We start from the raw sequence: 17,207 nt of genomic DNA, 5'->3' as shown, positions 1-17,207 counted from the left end.
CTCCGAGGTGTCCGGCCTACGTCCCCATGGATACGGCCTGGCATCCGTGGCCTTCGGGCCACCAGGGTGGCACTGGAAACAGGGTCGCCTCCCGGCTTTGGAAAGGAGCACAAATCATGTCCGCGCTGGCCGATCGCTACGGTCGACGTTTTCCGTATCTGCGGCTGTCGATCATCCCCGCCTGCAATTTCCGCTGTACCTACTGCCTGCCCCACGGCTACAAGGCCGACCCGCAGGCGGCCGGGCCGCTGTCGCTGGACGAGATCCGGCGCCTGCTGACCGGCTTTACGCACATGGGCATGCACAAGCTGCGCATCACCGGCGGCGAGCCCAGCGTGCGGCGCGACCTGACCGACATCATGCGCACCGCCGCGGCCGTGCCCGGCCTGACCAAGCTGGCCATGACCAGCAACGGCACGCTGCTGAACCGGCGCCTGGGCGAATGGATGGATGCCGGCCTGAATGCGCTCAACATCAGCATCGACAGCCTGGACCGCGCCTGCTTTGCGCGCATCACCGGCTACGACCGCATGCAGAAGATCCTCGAGGGCATCGACATGGCGCTGGACGCCGGGCTGCCCTCGGTCAAGCTCAACGCGGTGCTGATGCGCGGCGTCAACGATGACCAGCTGCCGCGCTGGCTGGACTACCTGCGCGACCACCGCGTGGGCGTGCGCTTCATCGAGCTGATGCAGACCGGCGACAACCTGGCCTTCTTCCGCGACCATCACGTGCGCGCCATCGAGCTGGAAACGCAGATCCGCGAGCAGGGCTGGCAGGAACTGCCGCGCGCCGCCGACGCCGGGCCTGCGCGGGAATACCGGCATCCCGACTATGCCGGGCGCATCGGCATCATCGCGCCGTACTCCAAGGACTTCTGCGCCGGCTGCAACCGCCTGCGCGTGACCGCCACCGGCGACCTGCGCCTGTGTCTGTTCGGCGAGTTCGGCATTCCGCTGCGCCCGCTGCTGCAGTCCGACGACCAGGTCGAGGACCTGGTGCGCGCCATCGGCGGCCAGATCGGTCGCAAGGAGCAGGGACACTTTCTGCACGACGGCCGCACCGGCATCATCCCGCACCTGGCCTCCACGGGCGGCTGACGCATGACGCAGCCCTCCGACGACAACACGCATTTCCACATGGCCGACGTGCGCCGCAAGCGCGTGACCGCGCGCCGCGCCGTGGCCGTGGGCGAGATGCACGCCGGCGAGACCGCCTTCCCGATCATCGTCGCCAAGCGCCTGCCCAAGGGCGACGCCATCACCATGGCCGAGATTGCCGGCCTGCAGGGCGCCAAGAACGCCAGCCAGCTGATGCCGCTGTGCCATCCGCTGCCGCTGGAATACATCGACGTGCGCTGCGAACCGGTGCCCGAACGCCACGCCATCCGCGTGTACTGCGAGGTCGCCACCTACGCCCGCACCGGCGTGGAGATGGAAGCGCTGGCCGGCGCCAGCGCCGCGCTGCTGACGCTGTATGACCTGACCAAGCCGGTGGAGCCGGCGCTGGGCATCGGCGGCGTGCGCCTGCTGTTCAAGGAAGGCGGCAAGAAAGGCCTGTGGCAGCATCCCGAGGGCATGAGCGAGGCCGAGCGTGCACGCTACAAGCCCCGCGACATCGCGCGTCTGGACGCGGTGTCCTGCGCCGTGGTCACCCTGAGTGACCGCGCGGCCGCAGGCCGCTACGACGACCAGGCCGGGCCGCTGCTGGTCGAGCGCCTGCGCGCGCTCGGTGCGCGCGTGCCCGAGGCGGTGGTGATGGCCGACGAGGCCGAACCGCTGCAAGCCCACCTGCAGCAACTGGCGAGCGACGGCACCGCGCTGGTGCTGTGCAGCGGCGGCACCGGGCTGGGTCCGCGCGACATCACGCCCGAGACGCTGGCCGCACTGGACGCGCGCCGCGTGCCCGGCATCGGCGAGCTGTTTCGCAGCCAGAGCAGTCAGCACACCCCGCTGGCCTGGCTCAGCCGCGCCGACGCGGTGCTGCTGCAGGACACCCTGGTGATTGCCCTGCCCGGCAGCCCGAAGGCGGTGGCGCAGGGCATGGATATCCTGGCGCCGATCCTGGCGCATGCGCTGGCCATGGCCGGCGGCGGAGGCCACGGATGAACACCCGGCCCCTGCTCGACTATGCCGCTGCGCTGGGCATCGTTCTCGACAACAGCACACGCCTGCCCGCCGAGACCTGCGCTCCGGCGGACGCCGTCGGTCGGGTGCTGGCCGAGCCGGTGGACAGCGCGGTGGCGCTGCCGCCGTTCGACAATTCGGCGATGGACGGTTTCGCCCTCGGCGGCGGCGACGCGCCGGTGGCGGCGGGCGCCACGCTGGAGGTCAGCGGGGAACAGGCCGCCGGCGATGAGAACACCCTCGGCAGCGGCCAGGCCTGGGCGATCATGACCGGGGCGCGCCTGCCGGACGGCTTCGACCGTGTGATCCCGGTCGAGCAGGTGCACACGCTGGCTACACGGGAAGACGGCGAGCCCGCACGCATCCGCCTGGAGGCCGCGGTCCGGCCGGGGCAGAACGTGCGCCTGGCCGGTTCCGACGTGGCCGTGGGCGAGCGGGTGCTGGCGGCCGGCACGCGAGTGCAACCGCGCCACCTGATGCTGCTGGCCGCGCTGGGCGTGGCCTCGGTGCCGGTGATCCGACGCCCTCGCGTGGCGGTGCTGTGCACCGGCCGCGAGCTGGTCGAGGACGCGTCCACGCCGCTGCAGCCGGGACAGATCCGCAACAGCAACGGCCCGTTCCTGGGCGCGCAGCTGACGCGCTCCGGCGCCGAGGTGGTGCACGCCGAGACCGTCGACGACGACGAACCCGCGTTCGAGGCCGCGCTGCAACGCGCGCTGGCCGCGGGCGTGGATGCCGTGCTGACCACCGGCGCGGTGTCGATGGGCCGCTACGATTTTGTGCCCAGCGTGCTCGACCGCATCGGCGCGCACACGCTGTTCCACAAGGTCGCGATCCGGCCCGGCAAGCCGCTGCTGTTTGCCCGGCTGGCCGACGGCCCGCTGCTGTTCGGCCTGCCCGGCAACCCGATCTCGGGCGCGGTGGGCCTGCGCTTTTTTGTCGAGCCGGCGCTGCGCGCGATGACCGGCATGGGCACCGAAATCGCGTTGCGATTGCCGCTGGCCGAGCCGCTGCGCAAGAAGGCCGCGCTGCGCTACCACCTCAAGGCCCGGGTATCCATCAACGCCCGGGGCGAGCAGGTGGTCCGGGTGCTGGACGGCCAGGAATCCTACCGGATCCGGCCACTGGCCGAGGCCAATGCCTGGGTGGTGGTCGAGGCCGGCATCGAGACGCTGGCCGCCGGGGATCGCGTGGCGGTCTTCGGCATGGGACATGATGAAGCCGTGATCGCTGAGGAAAACACGCCATGAAGGTCCATATCGAACTGTTCGGCGCGCTGCGCGAGGCCGACGACAGCGGCGCCATCGAGCTGGACGTACCCGCGCAGGCCACCATCGCCATGCTGCGTGAGGCCTTGCAGGTCTATCTGGCCGAGCACGCGCCCAACATCCGCGCCGGGCTGGTGCAGCGTTCGGCGTTTGCCAGCGACCAGGCGATCCTGCAGAACGACCACACCGTACCCGACAGCGGCCGCCTGGCCGTGCTGCCGCCGGTGAGCGGAGGATGAACATGCACGACATCCACACCGCCGTGACCGATATTGCCGAAGCCGCCCTGGATCCGTCCGCAGCGCTGGATTTTGTTTCCGACCCGCGCTTTGGCGGCATCACCACCTTCATCGGCCGCGTGCGCGTGCACAATCTGGGACGCAGCGTCACCGGCGTCAGCTACGACCTGTTCCGGCCGCTGGCGCTGCGCACCTTCCAGACCATCGGCGAACGCGCCGAGGCCGAGGTGGGCGGCCCGCTCAAGCTGTACATCGCGCATGCCCAGGGCCGTCTGGCGATCGGCGACCTGGCAGTGATCGTGGCCGCCGGCACGCCGCACCGCGACGAGGCCTTTCGCGCCTGCCGGCTGGCCATCGAGGCGGTCAAGCACGAGGCACCGATCTGGAAACAGGAACACTACGTCGACGGCGACAGCGCCTGGAGCGAGGGCTGCTCGCTGTGCGAGGAGCATCGCGATGCCGAACGCGCCGCCTTGCAGCCAGGATCACAGCATGGTCACGGGCACTGAATCGGGCCGCTGCACCGGCATCGTGCTGGCCGGGGGTCGTTCCTCGCGCATGGGCCGGGACAAGGCCCTGCTGGACTGGCACGGCCGCCCCCTGATCGACCACCAGATCGACACGCTGCGCAGCGCCGGCGCGAATCCGGTGCGGGTCAGCGGCGATCGTCCCGCACACGACGGCATGGCCGACCCAGTGCCGCACGCCGGCCCGCTGGCGGGACTTTCCGGCATGGCCGCGCACCTGGCCGATGGCCATCTGCTGGTGATGCCGGTGGACATGCCGCGCATGACGCCGGGCCTGCTCGAGCGGCTGCGCACTGCGACTTCGGACAGCGCCTGCCTGCGCTTCAAGGACCGGGTCCTGCCGATGCGCCTGCGCCTGGACGCGGCCACCCGCACCGCGCTGGACGCGCTGATGGCCCAGCCCGAAGCCCGCGCCCGCTCGCTGCGCGCGCTGCAGCAGCGCGTGGGCACCAGCGAGCTGGACGTGGCGCCCGACGAGAACGTCCAGTTCACCGACTGCAACACACCCGAGCAATGGCTGGAGGCCGGCCCATGAGAGTACAGATGCAAGATCAGCACCTGCGGCTGCGGCTGCAGGAAGACGAATTTCGCCAGTTGCTGGAGGGTGGCACCGTGGAGAACCGCACCCATCTGCCGGATGGCCAGCAGGCCGTGCAGCAGGTGCACCTGGCCGATGCCGTCGCCTGGGATGCCGAGCCCTCCCTGTGGCGTGTCGCGCTGCCCGCGGCCGAACTGCGCGCCTACGCCGGGCGCCTGCCGACCCGCGACGGCCTGCACTTCACGCTGAGCTCGATGGACGTCCCCGACCTTCAACTGCAGTTTGACGTCGACGTGCGCGACAGCACCCGCACGCGCATGCCCCGGCACGGTCAGCGGGAGGCTCGCTGATGCGCCGCGTCGGGCTGGGGCTTGTTCTTCTGGTGGTCGCGGCATGGCCCTCCGCGCAGGCTGCGACGCCGGTGTTACGGGTGGCCTACGCCGGCTCGATGGGCGTGGTGATGGACCGGGCTGCGGGTCCGGCCTTCGCCAAAACCCATCACGTGACCTACCAGGGCATCGGTCACGGCTCCTACGGCCTGGCACGCCTGCTGGCCGCCGGCCAGATGCGCGCGGACGTGTTCATCGCGATCACGTCAGGCCCGGTGCGGCTGCTGCAACAGGACGGCCGGGTCCGCCGCGCCGTGCCCGTGGCCAGTACGCAGATGGCCATCAGCTGGAGTCCGCACAGCCGTTACGCCGCCCGTTTCCGCGCTGCGGCCCAGGGCAAAACCCCGTGGTACACGGTGCTTGAGACGCCGGGCCTGCGCTTTGGCCGCACCGACCCGAAGACCGACCCGCAGGGACGCAACACCCTGCTGATGCTGCAGCTGGCCGCGCGTCACTACCGGCAGCCGGGCCTGATGCAGCGCATCGCCGGCCCCCCGCGCAACCCGCGCCAGGTGTTCACCGAAACCTCGCTGCTGTCGCGACTGGAGGCCGGCCAGATCGACGCCACGGCCGGCTACCTCAGCGCCATCCGCTCGCACCATCTTCCGGCCCTGACCCTGCCGCCGGCCATCAACCTGGGCGACCCCGCCCGGATGGCCACAAGCTACCGCCATGCCGGCATCACGCTGGCCGACGGCAAGACCCTGCGCGTGCAGCCGCTGGTGTTCTATGCCGCGGTGCTGAGCAACGCGCGCCATCCCAGGCTGGCGCGTGACTTCATCGCGTTCCTGCGCAGTGCGCGCGGACAGGCGATGCTGCGTGAACATGGCTACAGTCCACCCCACGGACCGGCCCTGAACCCCGTGGACAAGCCGACCACGAGCCCATGACCCAGGGCACGATCCCGCGGCCGCATTCGCGCGCGCCGGCGGTGGTCGGCGGAATTGCGCTGCTGCTGCTGGCGGCGCCGTTCCTGGGCCTGGTGCTGGCCACGCACTGGCGCCACTTCGGCTTTGCCGCCGGCGACGGCAGCGCCGTGGCCGTGTCGCTGGGCTACAGCCTGCTGGCGTTGGTGCTGATCATCGCCCTGGGCACGCCGCTGGCGTGGTGGCTGGCGCGACGCAAGCCGCGCGGCAAGTGGCTGATCGAGGGCCTGCTGCTGCTGGCCCTGCTGACCCCGCCGCTGGCCATGGGCCTGCTGCTGGCCTCGATGTTCGGACCCTACGGTCCGGCCGGCAGCCTGCTGGAACGCGCCGGCGTGCTGCTGACCAACTCGGCGCCGGCCTTCGTGCTGGCGCAGTTCTACAGTGCGCTGCCCTACTACGTGATCGCCGCGCGCGCCGCCTTCGAGGGCGTGCCGCGCGACCTGGAACAACTGTCGCTGACGCTGGGGCTGTCGCCCTGGCGCACCTTTGTGCGGGTCAGCCTGCCGCTGGCGCGGCTGGGCCTGGCCGCGGGCATCGCACTGGCCTGGGTGCGCGCGCTGGGCGAGTTCGGCGTGGTGCTGATCATCGCCTACTTTCCGCAGGGCATCCCGGTGAAGCTGTGGGTGAACCTGCAGGACATCGGCCTGCAGGCGGTCTACCCGCTGCTGTGGGTGTTTTTTCTGGTGGCCATGCCGCTGCCGCTGATCGTCGGCCTGGCCGCGCGCCGCAAACGGATCTTCTGATGCGCATCGATTACGCCATCCGCCATCCGATTGCCCTGGACGCCGCCTTCGATGTGGAGGGATTCACCGTGCTGCTGGGTGCCAGCGGCGAGGGCAAGACCCTGCTGCTGCGGGCCATTGCCGGCCTGCTTCCGGCACGCGGCGAACCGTTCGGCGGGCTGCCGCCGCAGGATCGCGCCGTGGGCTACCTGCCGCAGGGCTATGCCTTGTTCCCGCACCTGCTGGCATGGGAGAACGTGGCCTTTGCGCTGCGCGGCAAGCGCCGGCGCGAGCAGGCCATGGCGCTTCTGGAACGCGTGCATCTGGCGCATCTGGCCGATCGCTATCCGGCCACGCTGTCCGGTGGCCAGCAGCAGCGCGTGGCGCTGGCGCGGGCGCTGGCGCGCAAACCGGGACTGCTGCTGCTGGACGACCCGACCTCGGCGCTGGATGCCTCGACCCGCGACGATGTGCTGGCCGAGCTGATTGCCGAAGTGCACGAGTTCGGCGTGCCCACCCTGGCGGTGAGCCACGACCCGCACCTGGCCGCGCTGGCCGACCAGCTGGTGCTGCTGCACGAACGGCGCATCGTGCAGCAGGGCGCCCCGGATGCGGTGCAGGCGCATCCGGCCAGTGGCGCCGCCGCGCGCCTGCTGGGTCACCGCAACGTGTTCCACGGGCGGATCGAGGCGCGCCCGGGCGCACCGGTCCTGCACTGGCAGGCAGCCGGCCTGCAGCTGGACCTGCGCGCGGACATCGCGCTGCCCGCGCATGCGGACGTCGAGTGGACCGTGGCACCGGAGGCGATCCGCCTGACCGACACGGACACGGGGCCGAACCGTTTTGCGGCGTGGCCGGAGGTGCGGCACGTGCAGGCGCATCGCGTGGAACTGTGTCTGCGGCGCGGCGCGGCGCGGCTGTGGACCCAGGTGCCACCGGGCCCGGTCCGCGACGGTCCGCTGACGCTGGAGATCCCGGCGCAAGCCATTCGGCTGTGGTCGGGCCTGTCCGGTTGAGCGGTGGTGGTCATGCGCCAGGGGCATAAGCGCCCGGCGCCCCGGCGCCGCAATCAAGGTGACAGCAGCCGCCCCGCGGCCTACTATCGAAAGGTCAATACACGGCGGGGACTGCAGCCCAATTGCACGATTGACACTCCCCGCGAGGCTGCCCCTTCGCATCCATCGCACCCGGAGAACGAACCATGTCCGACACTCCGCCGCATGATCCGCATGCCCCGCACGACGAAGCCCCGACCCAGCCGGGTCGCCGCTCGTTTCTGCGCGTGGTCGGCATTACCGGCGCCGCGTCCAGCGTCGCCTTTTCAGCCTCGGGCTCGGCACGCGCGCCGCTGCGTGCACCGGTCACCGCCGACGGCCGGGATCAAGAACGCGCTGCCGCCGGCGAGGCCGTAAGCATCACGCTCAAGGTCAACGGTCGTCCGCATCGCCTGAAGCTGGACCCCCGCACCACACTGCTGGACACCTTGCGCGAACACATCGGCCTGACCGGCACCAAGAAGGGCTGTGACCACGGCCAGTGCGGCGCCTGCACGGTGCACGTCAACGGACGCCGCGTGAACAGCTGTCTGAGCCTGGCGCTGATGCACGACGGCGACGAGATCACCACCATCGAGGGGCTTGGCCGTCCGGGTCAGCTGCACCCGATGCAGCACGCGTTCCTGGAACACGACGGCTACCAATGCGGCTACTGCACGTCCGGCCAGATCATGTCGGCCACCGCGATGCTGAAGGAGCCGGTGGGCAAGAGCGACGCCGACGTGCGCGAGGCGATGAGCGGCAACATCTGCCGCTGCGGCGCCTACGCCAACATCCTCGCCGCCATCAAACAGGTCAGGGAGGGCTGAACCATGCAGGCATTCCAGTTCATGCGCGCGAACTCGATCCAGCACGCCATCGGCGCCGCGGCGCATGCATCCACCGCGCAGCAGGGCGCCAGCGTGCGCTACGTGGCCGGCGGCACGACTCTGCTCGATCTGATGAAGCTGGACGTGGAATATCCGCAGCTGGTCATCGACATCAACCGGCTGCCGCTGGGCGAGGTCGAGCACACGGCCACGGGCCTGAAGATCGGCGCGCTGGTGCGCAATGCCGACCTGGCGCAACATCCTGTGGTCAAACGCGACTACCCGGTGCTGTCCGAGGCGCTGCTCTCCGGCGCTTCCGGCCAGCTGCGCAACATGGCCACCACCAGCGGCAACCTGCTGCAACGCACCCGCTGCATGTATTTCCGCGACACCGCGATGGCCTGCAACAAGCGCCAGCCCGGCTCCGGCTGCGCCGCCATCGCCGGCGTCAACCGCATGCTCGCGGTACTGGGCACCAGCGAGCACTGCATCGCCACCAATCCATCGGACATGAACGTGGCCCTGATGGCGCTGGATGCCAGCGTGGTGATCCATGGCCTGCGCGGCGAGCGCCAGGTCCCGATCGGCGAATTCTTCGTGCTGCCCGGCGGCGATCCGCAGCGCGAGAACGTGCTCGAACCCGGCGACCTGATCACGCATGTGCTGCTGCCCGCACCGCCGGCCGGGACCCGCTCGCATTACCTGAAGCTGCGCGACCGCGCCTCGTACGAGTTCGCGCTGGCCTCGGCCGCGGTCGCGGTGCAGGTGGTCGACGGCCACATCCAGCACGTGCGCGTGGCGCTGGGCGGGGTCGGCACCAGACCCTGGCGAAGCCCGGAGGCGGAACAGGCGCTGAAGGGCCGCGCGCCGAACGAAACCGCGTTCACGGCCGCCGCCGAAGCAGCCTTGCGCGATGCGCGACCGCAGAGCCAGAACGCCTTCAAGATCGAACTCGCCCGGCGCTGCCTGCGTCATGCCCTTGCCACTGCAACCGCCTGAGGAATTTGCCATGTTGACGTCCAACCCCTCCGGCATGCCCTTCATCGGCGGACGCTTTGCGCGCGTGGACGGTCCGCTCAAGGTCACGGGCCGCGCCGAATACAGTTCCGACTACAACTTTCCCGGCCTGCTGTATGCCGTACCGGTGTGCGCCACCATCAGCACCGGAAAGATCACGCACATGGACACCTCGCATGCCATCAAGATGCCCGGCGTGCACGAGATCTTCACGCGCGCCAACATCGGCCCGCTGCAGCGGGTGCCCAAGCACAACCACGGGCAGATGATCCTCGACGAGCATCGCCCGCCGCTGGCTGACGACGTGATCCGCTACTGGGGCCAGTACGTGGCCGTGGTGGTGGCCGATACCTTCGAGCAGGCCACCGCTGCCGCGCGCCGGGTCCACGTGGAATATGACGCGCACACCCCGGATGTGCGCATGGCCATGACGACCGGGGGCAAGACCGATATCGACAGCCATCGCGGCGACACCCAGACCGGGTTCAGCACGGCGCCGGTGAAGATCGACCAGACCTACAGCACCCCGATCGAGACCCACAACCCGATCGAACTGCATGCCAGCGTGGCGACCTGGGACGGGCACAACTTCACGCTGTACGAAACCACGCAGTCGATCATGAACCACCGCCGCGTGATGGCGGCGATGCTGGGCGTTCCGGTCGAGCGCATGCGCATCGTGATGAAATTCCTGGGCTCGGGCTTTGGCGGCAAGCTGTGGCCCTGGCCGCACGCACTGCTGGCCGCGGCTGCGGCGCGCAACCTGGAGCGCCCGATCAAGCTGGTGGTCTCGCGCAAGATGATGTTCGAGGATGTCGGACATCGGCCCAACACCCAGCAGCGCATGCGCCTGGGGGCCGACCACGATGGCCGTCTGCTGTCGCTGCAGCAGGACTACCTGTGCAGCACCGCACCCAACGAGAACAACAAGGAGCCGTGCGGCGAAGCCACGCCGTTCCTGTACTCGACCCCGAACCTGCGCGTCACCGGTGGACTGGTGCGTCGCGACATCGCACCCAGCACCGCCATGCGCGGCCCCGGCGCCGTGCCCGGCCTGTTCGCGGTCGAGTCGGCGATGGACGAGCTGGCCGTGGCGCTGGACATGGACCCGGTGCAGTTGCGCCAGCGCAACGAACCGAAGATCGACGAAAGCCGCAATGTGCCGTTTTCCTCGCGCCACATGAGCGAATGCCTCAGCGAAGGCGCGAAAAAATTCGGCTGGGACAAGCGCAACCCGAAGATCGGCAGCATGCGTGAGGGCGACACCATATTGGGCTGGGGCATGGCCTCGTGTGCCTGGATGGCGGCGCGGCTTCCGGCCGATGTCTCGGTGGAGCTGCATGCCGACAACACGGCGCGCGTGCTCAGCGCCACCCAGGACATCGGTACCGGCACCTACACCGTGCTGGCGCAGCTGGTGGCCGAATACACCGGCATCCCGCTGGATCGCATCACGGTGGACATCGGCGACTCCAAGCTGCCCCCGGGCCCGCTTTCCGGTGGCTCGATGGTCACCGCTTCGGTGATCCCCGCCACCAAGCAGGCCGCCGAGGCGGCGCTGCACCAGGTGATGCAGGCCGCCACCCAGCCGGGCGCCGCCTTCGCCGGGACCGCCATGGACGAGCTGCGGGTCGAAAACGGACGCGTGCGGCGCAAGGGCGATGCCGGCAATGGCCGCAGTCTGGGATCGATCCTGGCCGATGCGCACCTGGACCGGGTCAGCGGCAAGGGCAGCTCCAAGAGCAGCTCCAAGGATGCCGATGCCGACAAGCTCTCGTTCCATTCCTACGGCACGCACTTTGTCGAAGTGCGCTGGCAGCCGCGCATCGCGCGCCTGCGGGTGCACCGGCTGGTGACCATGATCGACGGCGGCCGCATCATCAACGAGCGCACGGCACGCAACCAGATCGAAGGCGCCATTGTCATGGGCGTGGGCATGGCGCTGTTCGAGCAGACCGAATATGACGCCCGCAGCGGGGCGCCGATCAACAGCAACCTGGCCGACTACCTGGTCGCCACGCATGCCGACCAGCCGGCGCTTGATGTCACCTTTCTCGACTATCCGGATTACGCGCTCAATCCGCTGGGTGCCCGCGGTGTCGGCGAGATCGGCCTGGCCGGCGTGGCCCCGGCCATTGCCAACGCCGTCTACCACGCCACGGGCGTGCGCGTGCGCCAGCTTCCGATCCGCATCGAGGACCTGCTGCAATCCCGGGTGAGCGTCTGAACAGCTTGCCGCACCCATGACCGGCATCCAGATGCAGCGGGCATCACGGGATCCACGCGCATGAGCGTTTCCGCCGAACTGGACCGGCTGCTGGATGCGCTGCATCAGACGCTGGCGGACGGCAGCACAGCCGCATTGGCCACCCTGGTGCGCACGCGCGGCTCGACCTTCCGGCGCGCCGGGACCGCCATGCTGGTGCACGCGGACGGCCGCGTGGTGTGCGCGCTCTCCGGCGGCTGCCCGCAACGCGACATCGTGCACCGCGCCCGGGACGTCATCCGCGACGAGCGGGCCACGCTGGCCCGCTACGACCCAGAGCACGGCCTGGACGTGATGATGGAAATGGGCTGCGAAGGCGAACTCGAAGTCCTGATCGAACCGCTGGCCGCGCAGCTCGAGCATGACTGGGTTGCGCGGCTGCGAAGCTGGCGCGGGCAGCGCCGCGAAGGGGTGCTGGCTACGGCCTACAGCGGCCCCGGAGGCGCGATCCTGCCGCACCCACGACGGCTGCTCTGGTCCGGTGCTGTGCTGCACGACGCCCTGCGCGACAATCTGCTGCGCGAACAGCTCGAAGCCTGTCTGCAGCAACCGCCCGCACGCACCACGGTGGTCACCCTGCGTGGATCCGAAGGCCCTGTCGGGATCCTGCTGCAACCGCTGTCCCCGCGCTATCGTCTGCTGCTGATCGGCAGCCACGGCGGCGCACAGGCCCTGGCCCGGGTCGGCCTGCAACTCGGTTGGCAGGTGACCGTGGTGGACGCGGACAGCGAGGCCCTGGCCGGCAGCGAAATGCCCGAAGCGGTGCATCGGCTGGCGGCCGGACCCGACGCATTGCGCAAGCAGCTGCACGCGGACCGCTACAGCGCGGCCGTGGTCATGACCCACCATCTGTATCGCGACATCGAGTACCTGAATGCGCTGGCTGATGCGCCACTGGCCTACCTGGGCGCGCTGGGATCACGCCAGCGTGCCGCGCGCATGCAGCAGGCGACCGGGCTGGATGCCACGCGCCTGCGTGCGCCGGCAGGCCTGGACATCGGTTCGGAAACGCCGCAGGAGATCGCCGTTGCGGTGGCCGCGGAAATCATGGCGCAGATGCATCGCCGGGAAGGCCGGGCGCTGTCCGCTCACGACGGCCCGATCCACGACTGATGGATGATGCATAACGCCCCCCACCTTCACGTGATCCTTCTGGCCGCCGGTGCCTCGACGCGCTTTGCCGACGGTCCCAAGCAACAGGCCCTGGTGCATGGCGAACCCATGCTGCACCGCGCCGCGCGCATGGTCATGGGGGCTGGCGCTGCGCTCAGCGTGGTGCTGGGCGCACATGCGCGCATCCTACAGCCGCTGCTGGCCGACCTTGAACTTGACGTGCTGTTCAACCCGGACTGGAAGTCGGGGCTGGGCAGTTCCATCGCCTGCGGCGTGCGCCACGTGCAGAGTCAGCATCCCGAATCCAGCGCGATACTGCTTTGCCTGGCCGATCAACCGCAGGTGGATCGCGCCCGTCTGCAGCCGTTGCTGGAGGCCCACAGGCAGCATCCGCAGCGGATCGTGTGCGTCGATCACGGCCCGGTGCCGGGACCGCCCTGCCTGTTCCCGCGGGCCTTTTTCCAAGAACTGGCGGGTTGCTCGGGTCCACGCGGCGCAAGCGCGCTGCTGCAGGCCCATTGCGGGCAATGCATCGTGCTGAAGATGCCCGAGGCGCGCATGGACATCGACACCACTGCGGACCTGACGCGACTGCATGCGCTCGCGCCGCAGGACCCAGTCCCCTAGAATCGAACCACGCGTCAGCGCACACCGATACGGCATCCTCAGGGGGATATCGGCATGGCCGGATGGTTGATACTGGTTTCGTTGCTGTATGTCGGCTCGCTGTTCGCCATTGCATGGTGGGGCGACCGGCGCCCGCTGTATCCGGGACGCAGGACGCTGCGGCCGATCATCTACGGCCTGGCCCTGGCCGTGTACTGCTCCTCCTGGACCTTCTACGGCGCGGTGGGCAGCGCGGCACGCGAGGGCATCGGCTACCTGGCGATCTATGTCGGCCCGATCCTGCTGTTCGTGTTCGGCATCCGGTTGATGGAACGCCTGACGCTGATGGCCAAGCAGCGCAACATCACCTCGATTGCCGACTTCATCGGCGCGCGCTTCGGCAAGTCGCAAGGCCTGGCCGCGCTGGTCACCCTGATCGCGGTCACCGCGGCAGTGCCCTACATCGCCCTGCAGTACAAGGCCGTGGCGATGTCGTTCACGCTGCTGGCCCACAACGGCGTGGTTGACCAGAACCTGATCGGCGACAGTGCATTGTGGTGCGCCGGTTTGCTGGCGGTGTTCGCCATCCTGTTCGGCACCCGCGGCATCGACGCCACCGAACACCACCACGGCCTGATGCTGGCGCTGGCCGTCGAGGCCCTGGTGAAACTGGTCGCCTTTGTCGCCGTGGGCGTGTTCGCCTTTGAGCACGGACCGGGCCTGCTGCAGACCCTGAAGCTTCCGGTGCACCAGGTCGAGACCGGTCTGCCCTCCGGCTTCATGACCGAAACCCTGCTGGCGGCGTGTGCGATGTTCTGCCTGCCGCGACAATTCCAGGTCGGCGTCATCGAATGCGAGCATCCCCGAGACATCCGCACCGCACGCTGGATGTTTCCGCTGTACCTGCTGATCATCAGCCTGATGGTGCTGCCGGTGGTGGCCGCCGGAAGCCACGACCCCGCCATGCTCGATGGTGGTGCCGATACCTGGCTGCTGCGCCTGCCGTTGCGCCACGATTCGGCCGGCATGGCGGTACTGGCGTATGTCGGCGGCTTCTCTGCAGCGACCGGCATGGTGATCATGGCCACCCTGGCGCTGTCGACCATGATCAGCAACGACCTGGTGATGCCTGCGCTGTTGCGCATCCGTCGCCTGCAGCTGGACCACAAAGGCGATCTGTCCTCGATCGTGCTGAACATCCGCCGCGTGTCCATCGTGTTGATTGCCACGCTGGCGTATGGCTACTACCGCGTCACTTCCGGCGAAGAGAACCTGGCCGACATGGGCCTGCTGGCGATGGCCGCCGTGGCCCAGTTCGCGCCGGCCATCATCAGCGCACTGTACTGGCGGCGGGCCAGTCGACGCGGCGTGCTGTGCGGGTTGTCCACGGGCTTCGCGGTATGGACCTACACCTTGTTGCTGCCCACGCTTGCGGGCGCCGGATGGGTCTCGCAAGCGTGGATCATGGACGGGCCGCTCGGTATTGCCTGGATGCGTCCGCAAAGCCTGTTCCACCTGTACGGCTGGGCGCCGATCGTGCATGGCACGTTCTGGTCGCTGTTGCTCAATATCAGTGTGCTGGTGCTGGTGTCGCTGCGTTACCGGCCCAGTGTCGACGAACGCCTGAACACGGCGGTGTTCCTGGACCCACTGCAGTTGCAGGTCGGCAAGGGCGAAATCTGGCACGGGCGCATCAGCATCTCGGACCTGCGCAGCATCGCCAGCCGCATTGTCGGCGAACGCGGGACCCAGCGCGCCTTTGCCGAGTATGCACGGCGCAACGACCTGACGCTGGAACCCCAGGCCTCGGCGGACCGACGGCTGCTGCAGTTTGCCGAGCGCCTGATGGCCGGGGCCATCGGTGCGGCCGGCGCACGACGCATGCTGACCAGCGCGCTGTCCGGCAAGGGCCTGGACCTGGCCGAGGCGGTCGCCCTGCTGGACGAGGCCTCGCAGGAATTGCGCTTCAACCGCGGTCTGCTTTCGACCGCACTGGAGAACGTGGCGCATGGCATCAGCGTGGTCGATGCCCATCTGCAGCTGGTGATGTGGAACCGTCGCTATATCGAGATCTTCAAATATCCGGAAGGCATGATCTACGTCGGCCGCCCGGTCGCCGACCTGATCCGCTGGAACTTCGAGCGCGGCGACTGCCCGCCGCAAGAGGTCGAGGAGAATATTGCCAAGCGACTGGCCTACCTGCGTGTGGGCAACCCCTACATGTTCCAGCGTTTCCGCGCCGATGGCAGCGTGCTGGAAATGCGCGGCCACGCCCTGCCCGGCGGCGGCTATGTCACCACCTACACCGACATCACCGTATACAAGCATGCCGAGCAGGCCCTGATCGAGGCCAACGAGACCCTCGAGCAGCGTGTGGCCGAACGCACGGCTGAACTGTCCGAGGCGCTGACGGCGCAGGAGTTGGCCAAGCGCGCGGCGGAAACGGCCAACCAGTCCAAGAGCCGCTTCCTCGCCGCAGCCAGCCACGACCTGCTGCAACCGCTGAATGCCGCGCGACTTTTTACCTCGGCGCTGCGCCACCAGCCCGGCCTGGATGAGGAGGTCAGCCGTCTGGCCGAGCGCATCGACCAGTCCTTCCGCTCGGCCGAGGATCTGCTCGAGGACCTGCTGGATGCCTCGCGTCTGGACGCGGGTCGCTATCGACCGGAGCTGGAAGACTTCATGCTGGCGCCGCTGTTCAACTCCATCCAGGCGCAATTTGCCGTGGTCGCCTCGCAGCGCAACCTGGAACTGCGCGTGGCACCCACCTCGCTGGCCGTGCGCAGCGACATGCAGCTGCTGCGCAGGATCCTGCAGAACTTCATTTCCAATGCCCTCAGGTACACCCGCTACGGTGGCGTGCTCATGGGCGCGCGCGCCCGCGGTGACTGCGTCCGGATCGAGGTCTGGGATACCGGCCCCGGGATCTCGGTGGAGAAACGCGAACTGATCTTCAACGAATTCCAGCGCCTGCAGGAACCTTCCCCCTGGGGCGAGAAAGGCCTGGGTCTGGGGCTGTCGATCTGCGAACGCATCGCCGGCATCCTCGGGCACAAGCTGGACCTGCGCTCACTGCCGGGGCATGGAAGCTGTTTCGCCTTGGAGCTTCCGCGCACGCAGGCGCAACCGGTCACCCCGCTGGGCGAGCCGATGCCGATGCCGGGCACGCTCAACCTGAAGGTGCTATGCATGGACAACGATCCGAACATCCTGGAAGGCATGACCAGCCTGCTGGCACGCTGGGGCACAACATGCATCGTTGCACGCAACCCGCATGAGGCTTCCAGTGCCCTGCAGCAGACCCGCGTGGACCTGCTGCTGGCCGACTTCCACCTCGATCAAGACGAGGACGGGATCGACGCGATCTCGAAACTGCGTCGGATCCAGCCCGGGCTGCCGGCGGCGCTGATCACCGCCGATGGCAGCGCGGAACTGAAAATTCGCGCCCGCTCGCTGGGCATCCCGACGCTGCACAAGCCGGTCAAGCCGGCTGCCCTGCGCGCCCTGCTGGTGGCCATGACGCGAGGCGCCAGCAGCGGAGGAAGTCCGCCGGCGGTCGAGACCACACCGGTCGAGTAGCCCGCGTGGCCCGGATCGGGACCGGGC

At 69.0% G+C, this 17,207-nt stretch carries 16 protein-coding genes and 1 riboswitch; all 16 genes read left to right on the top strand.

The window, feature by feature from the left end; all coding sequences use genetic code 11:
- Positions 1-124, top strand: a riboswitch (molybdenum cofactor riboswitch). This riboswitch is flagged as partial in the annotation.
- The gene (gene moaA, locus PF446_RS12575) at positions 117-1,100 is read left to right on the top strand and encodes a GTP 3',8-cyclase MoaA (protein WP_298072124.1); all 984 of its coding nucleotides are present in this window, start codon (positions 117-119) and stop codon (positions 1,098-1,100) included. (Overlaps the previous riboswitch by 8 nt.)
- Positions 1,101-1,103: 3 nt before the next feature.
- The gene (gene moaCB / locus PF446_RS12570) at positions 1,104-2,108 is read left to right on the top strand and encodes a bifunctional molybdenum cofactor biosynthesis protein MoaC/MoaB (protein WP_298072122.1); all 1,005 of its coding nucleotides are present in this window, start codon (positions 1,104-1,106) and stop codon (positions 2,106-2,108) included.
- The gene (gene glp / locus PF446_RS12565) at positions 2,105-3,376 is read left to right on the top strand and encodes a gephyrin-like molybdotransferase Glp (RefSeq protein WP_343224680.1); all 1,272 of its coding nucleotides are present in this window, start codon (positions 2,105-2,107) and stop codon (positions 3,374-3,376) included. The genes moaCB and glp overlap by 4 nt, the downstream gene beginning before the upstream one ends.
- On the top strand, positions 3,373-3,633 hold the full coding sequence (locus PF446_RS12560) for a MoaD/ThiS family protein (protein ID WP_298072120.1): 261 nt from the start codon (positions 3,373-3,375) through the stop codon (positions 3,631-3,633). Before glp ends, PF446_RS12560 begins: the two co-directional genes overlap by 4 nt.
- Before the next feature lie 2 nt (positions 3,634-3,635).
- Positions 3,636-4,142 carry a molybdenum cofactor biosynthesis protein MoaE gene (locus PF446_RS12555; RefSeq protein ID WP_298072118.1) on the top strand — a complete coding sequence of 169 codons (507 nt, stop codon included), beginning with the start codon at positions 3,636-3,638 and terminating at the stop codon, positions 4,140-4,142.
- On the top strand, positions 4,126-4,695 hold the full coding sequence (locus tag PF446_RS12550; protein WP_298072116.1) for a molybdenum cofactor guanylyltransferase: 570 nt from the start codon (positions 4,126-4,128) through the stop codon (positions 4,693-4,695). Before PF446_RS12555 ends, PF446_RS12550 begins: the two co-directional genes overlap by 17 nt.
- Positions 4,692-5,048, top strand: a complete 357-nt coding sequence (locus PF446_RS12545) for a hypothetical protein (RefSeq protein WP_298072114.1) — start codon at positions 4,692-4,694, stop codon at positions 5,046-5,048. The genes PF446_RS12550 and PF446_RS12545 overlap by 4 nt, the downstream gene beginning before the upstream one ends.
- The gene (locus PF446_RS12540; RefSeq protein WP_298072112.1) at positions 5,048-5,977 is read left to right on the top strand and encodes an extracellular solute-binding protein; all 930 of its coding nucleotides are present in this window, start codon (positions 5,048-5,050) and stop codon (positions 5,975-5,977) included. The genes PF446_RS12545 and PF446_RS12540 overlap by 1 nt, the downstream gene beginning before the upstream one ends.
- Positions 5,974-6,756, top strand: a complete 783-nt coding sequence (locus PF446_RS12535; RefSeq protein ID WP_298072108.1) for an ABC transporter permease subunit — start codon at positions 5,974-5,976, stop codon at positions 6,754-6,756. The genes PF446_RS12540 and PF446_RS12535 overlap by 4 nt, the downstream gene beginning before the upstream one ends.
- Complete coding sequence (locus PF446_RS12530; RefSeq protein WP_298072106.1) at positions 6,756-7,751, top strand: ABC transporter ATP-binding protein; 996 nt, start codon at positions 6,756-6,758, stop codon at positions 7,749-7,751. The genes PF446_RS12535 and PF446_RS12530 overlap by 1 nt, the downstream gene beginning before the upstream one ends.
- Before the next feature lie 185 nt (positions 7,752-7,936).
- Complete coding sequence (locus PF446_RS12525; RefSeq protein ID WP_298072104.1) at positions 7,937-8,599, top strand: (2Fe-2S)-binding protein; 663 nt, start codon at positions 7,937-7,939, stop codon at positions 8,597-8,599.
- A gap of 3 nt (positions 8,600-8,602) precedes the next feature.
- Entirely contained in the window at positions 8,603-9,598 is a 996-nt protein-coding gene (locus PF446_RS12520; protein ID WP_298072102.1) for a xanthine dehydrogenase family protein subunit M, read from the top strand.
- A gap of 10 nt (positions 9,599-9,608) precedes the next feature.
- Positions 9,609-11,843, top strand: coding sequence for a xanthine dehydrogenase family protein molybdopterin-binding subunit (locus PF446_RS12515; protein ID WP_298072100.1), 2,235 nt, complete (start codon positions 9,609-9,611; stop codon positions 11,841-11,843).
- A gap of 60 nt (positions 11,844-11,903) precedes the next feature.
- On the top strand, positions 11,904-12,995 hold the full coding sequence (locus tag PF446_RS12510) for an XdhC/CoxI family protein (protein ID WP_298072098.1): 1,092 nt from the start codon (positions 11,904-11,906) through the stop codon (positions 12,993-12,995).
- A gap of 3 nt (positions 12,996-12,998) precedes the next feature.
- Positions 12,999-13,622 (top strand): nucleotidyltransferase family protein, encoded by a 624-nt coding sequence (locus PF446_RS12505; RefSeq protein WP_298072096.1) that lies wholly within the window; start codon positions 12,999-13,001, stop codon positions 13,620-13,622.
- 54 nt (positions 13,623-13,676) lie between these two features.
- A complete protein-coding gene (locus PF446_RS12500) occupies positions 13,677-17,180 on the top strand; it encodes a PAS domain-containing hybrid sensor histidine kinase/response regulator (protein ID WP_298072094.1) in 3,504 nt (1,167 codons plus the stop codon).
- The last annotated feature ends 27 nt before the right edge of the window (positions 17,181-17,207 follow it).

It is taken from the genome of Oleiagrimonas sp., from assembly GCF_027858935.1.
Classification (GTDB): Bacteria; Pseudomonadota; Gammaproteobacteria; order Xanthomonadales; family Rhodanobacteraceae; genus Oleiagrimonas.
This window is presented reverse-complemented; position numbering and strand designations above follow the sequence as displayed.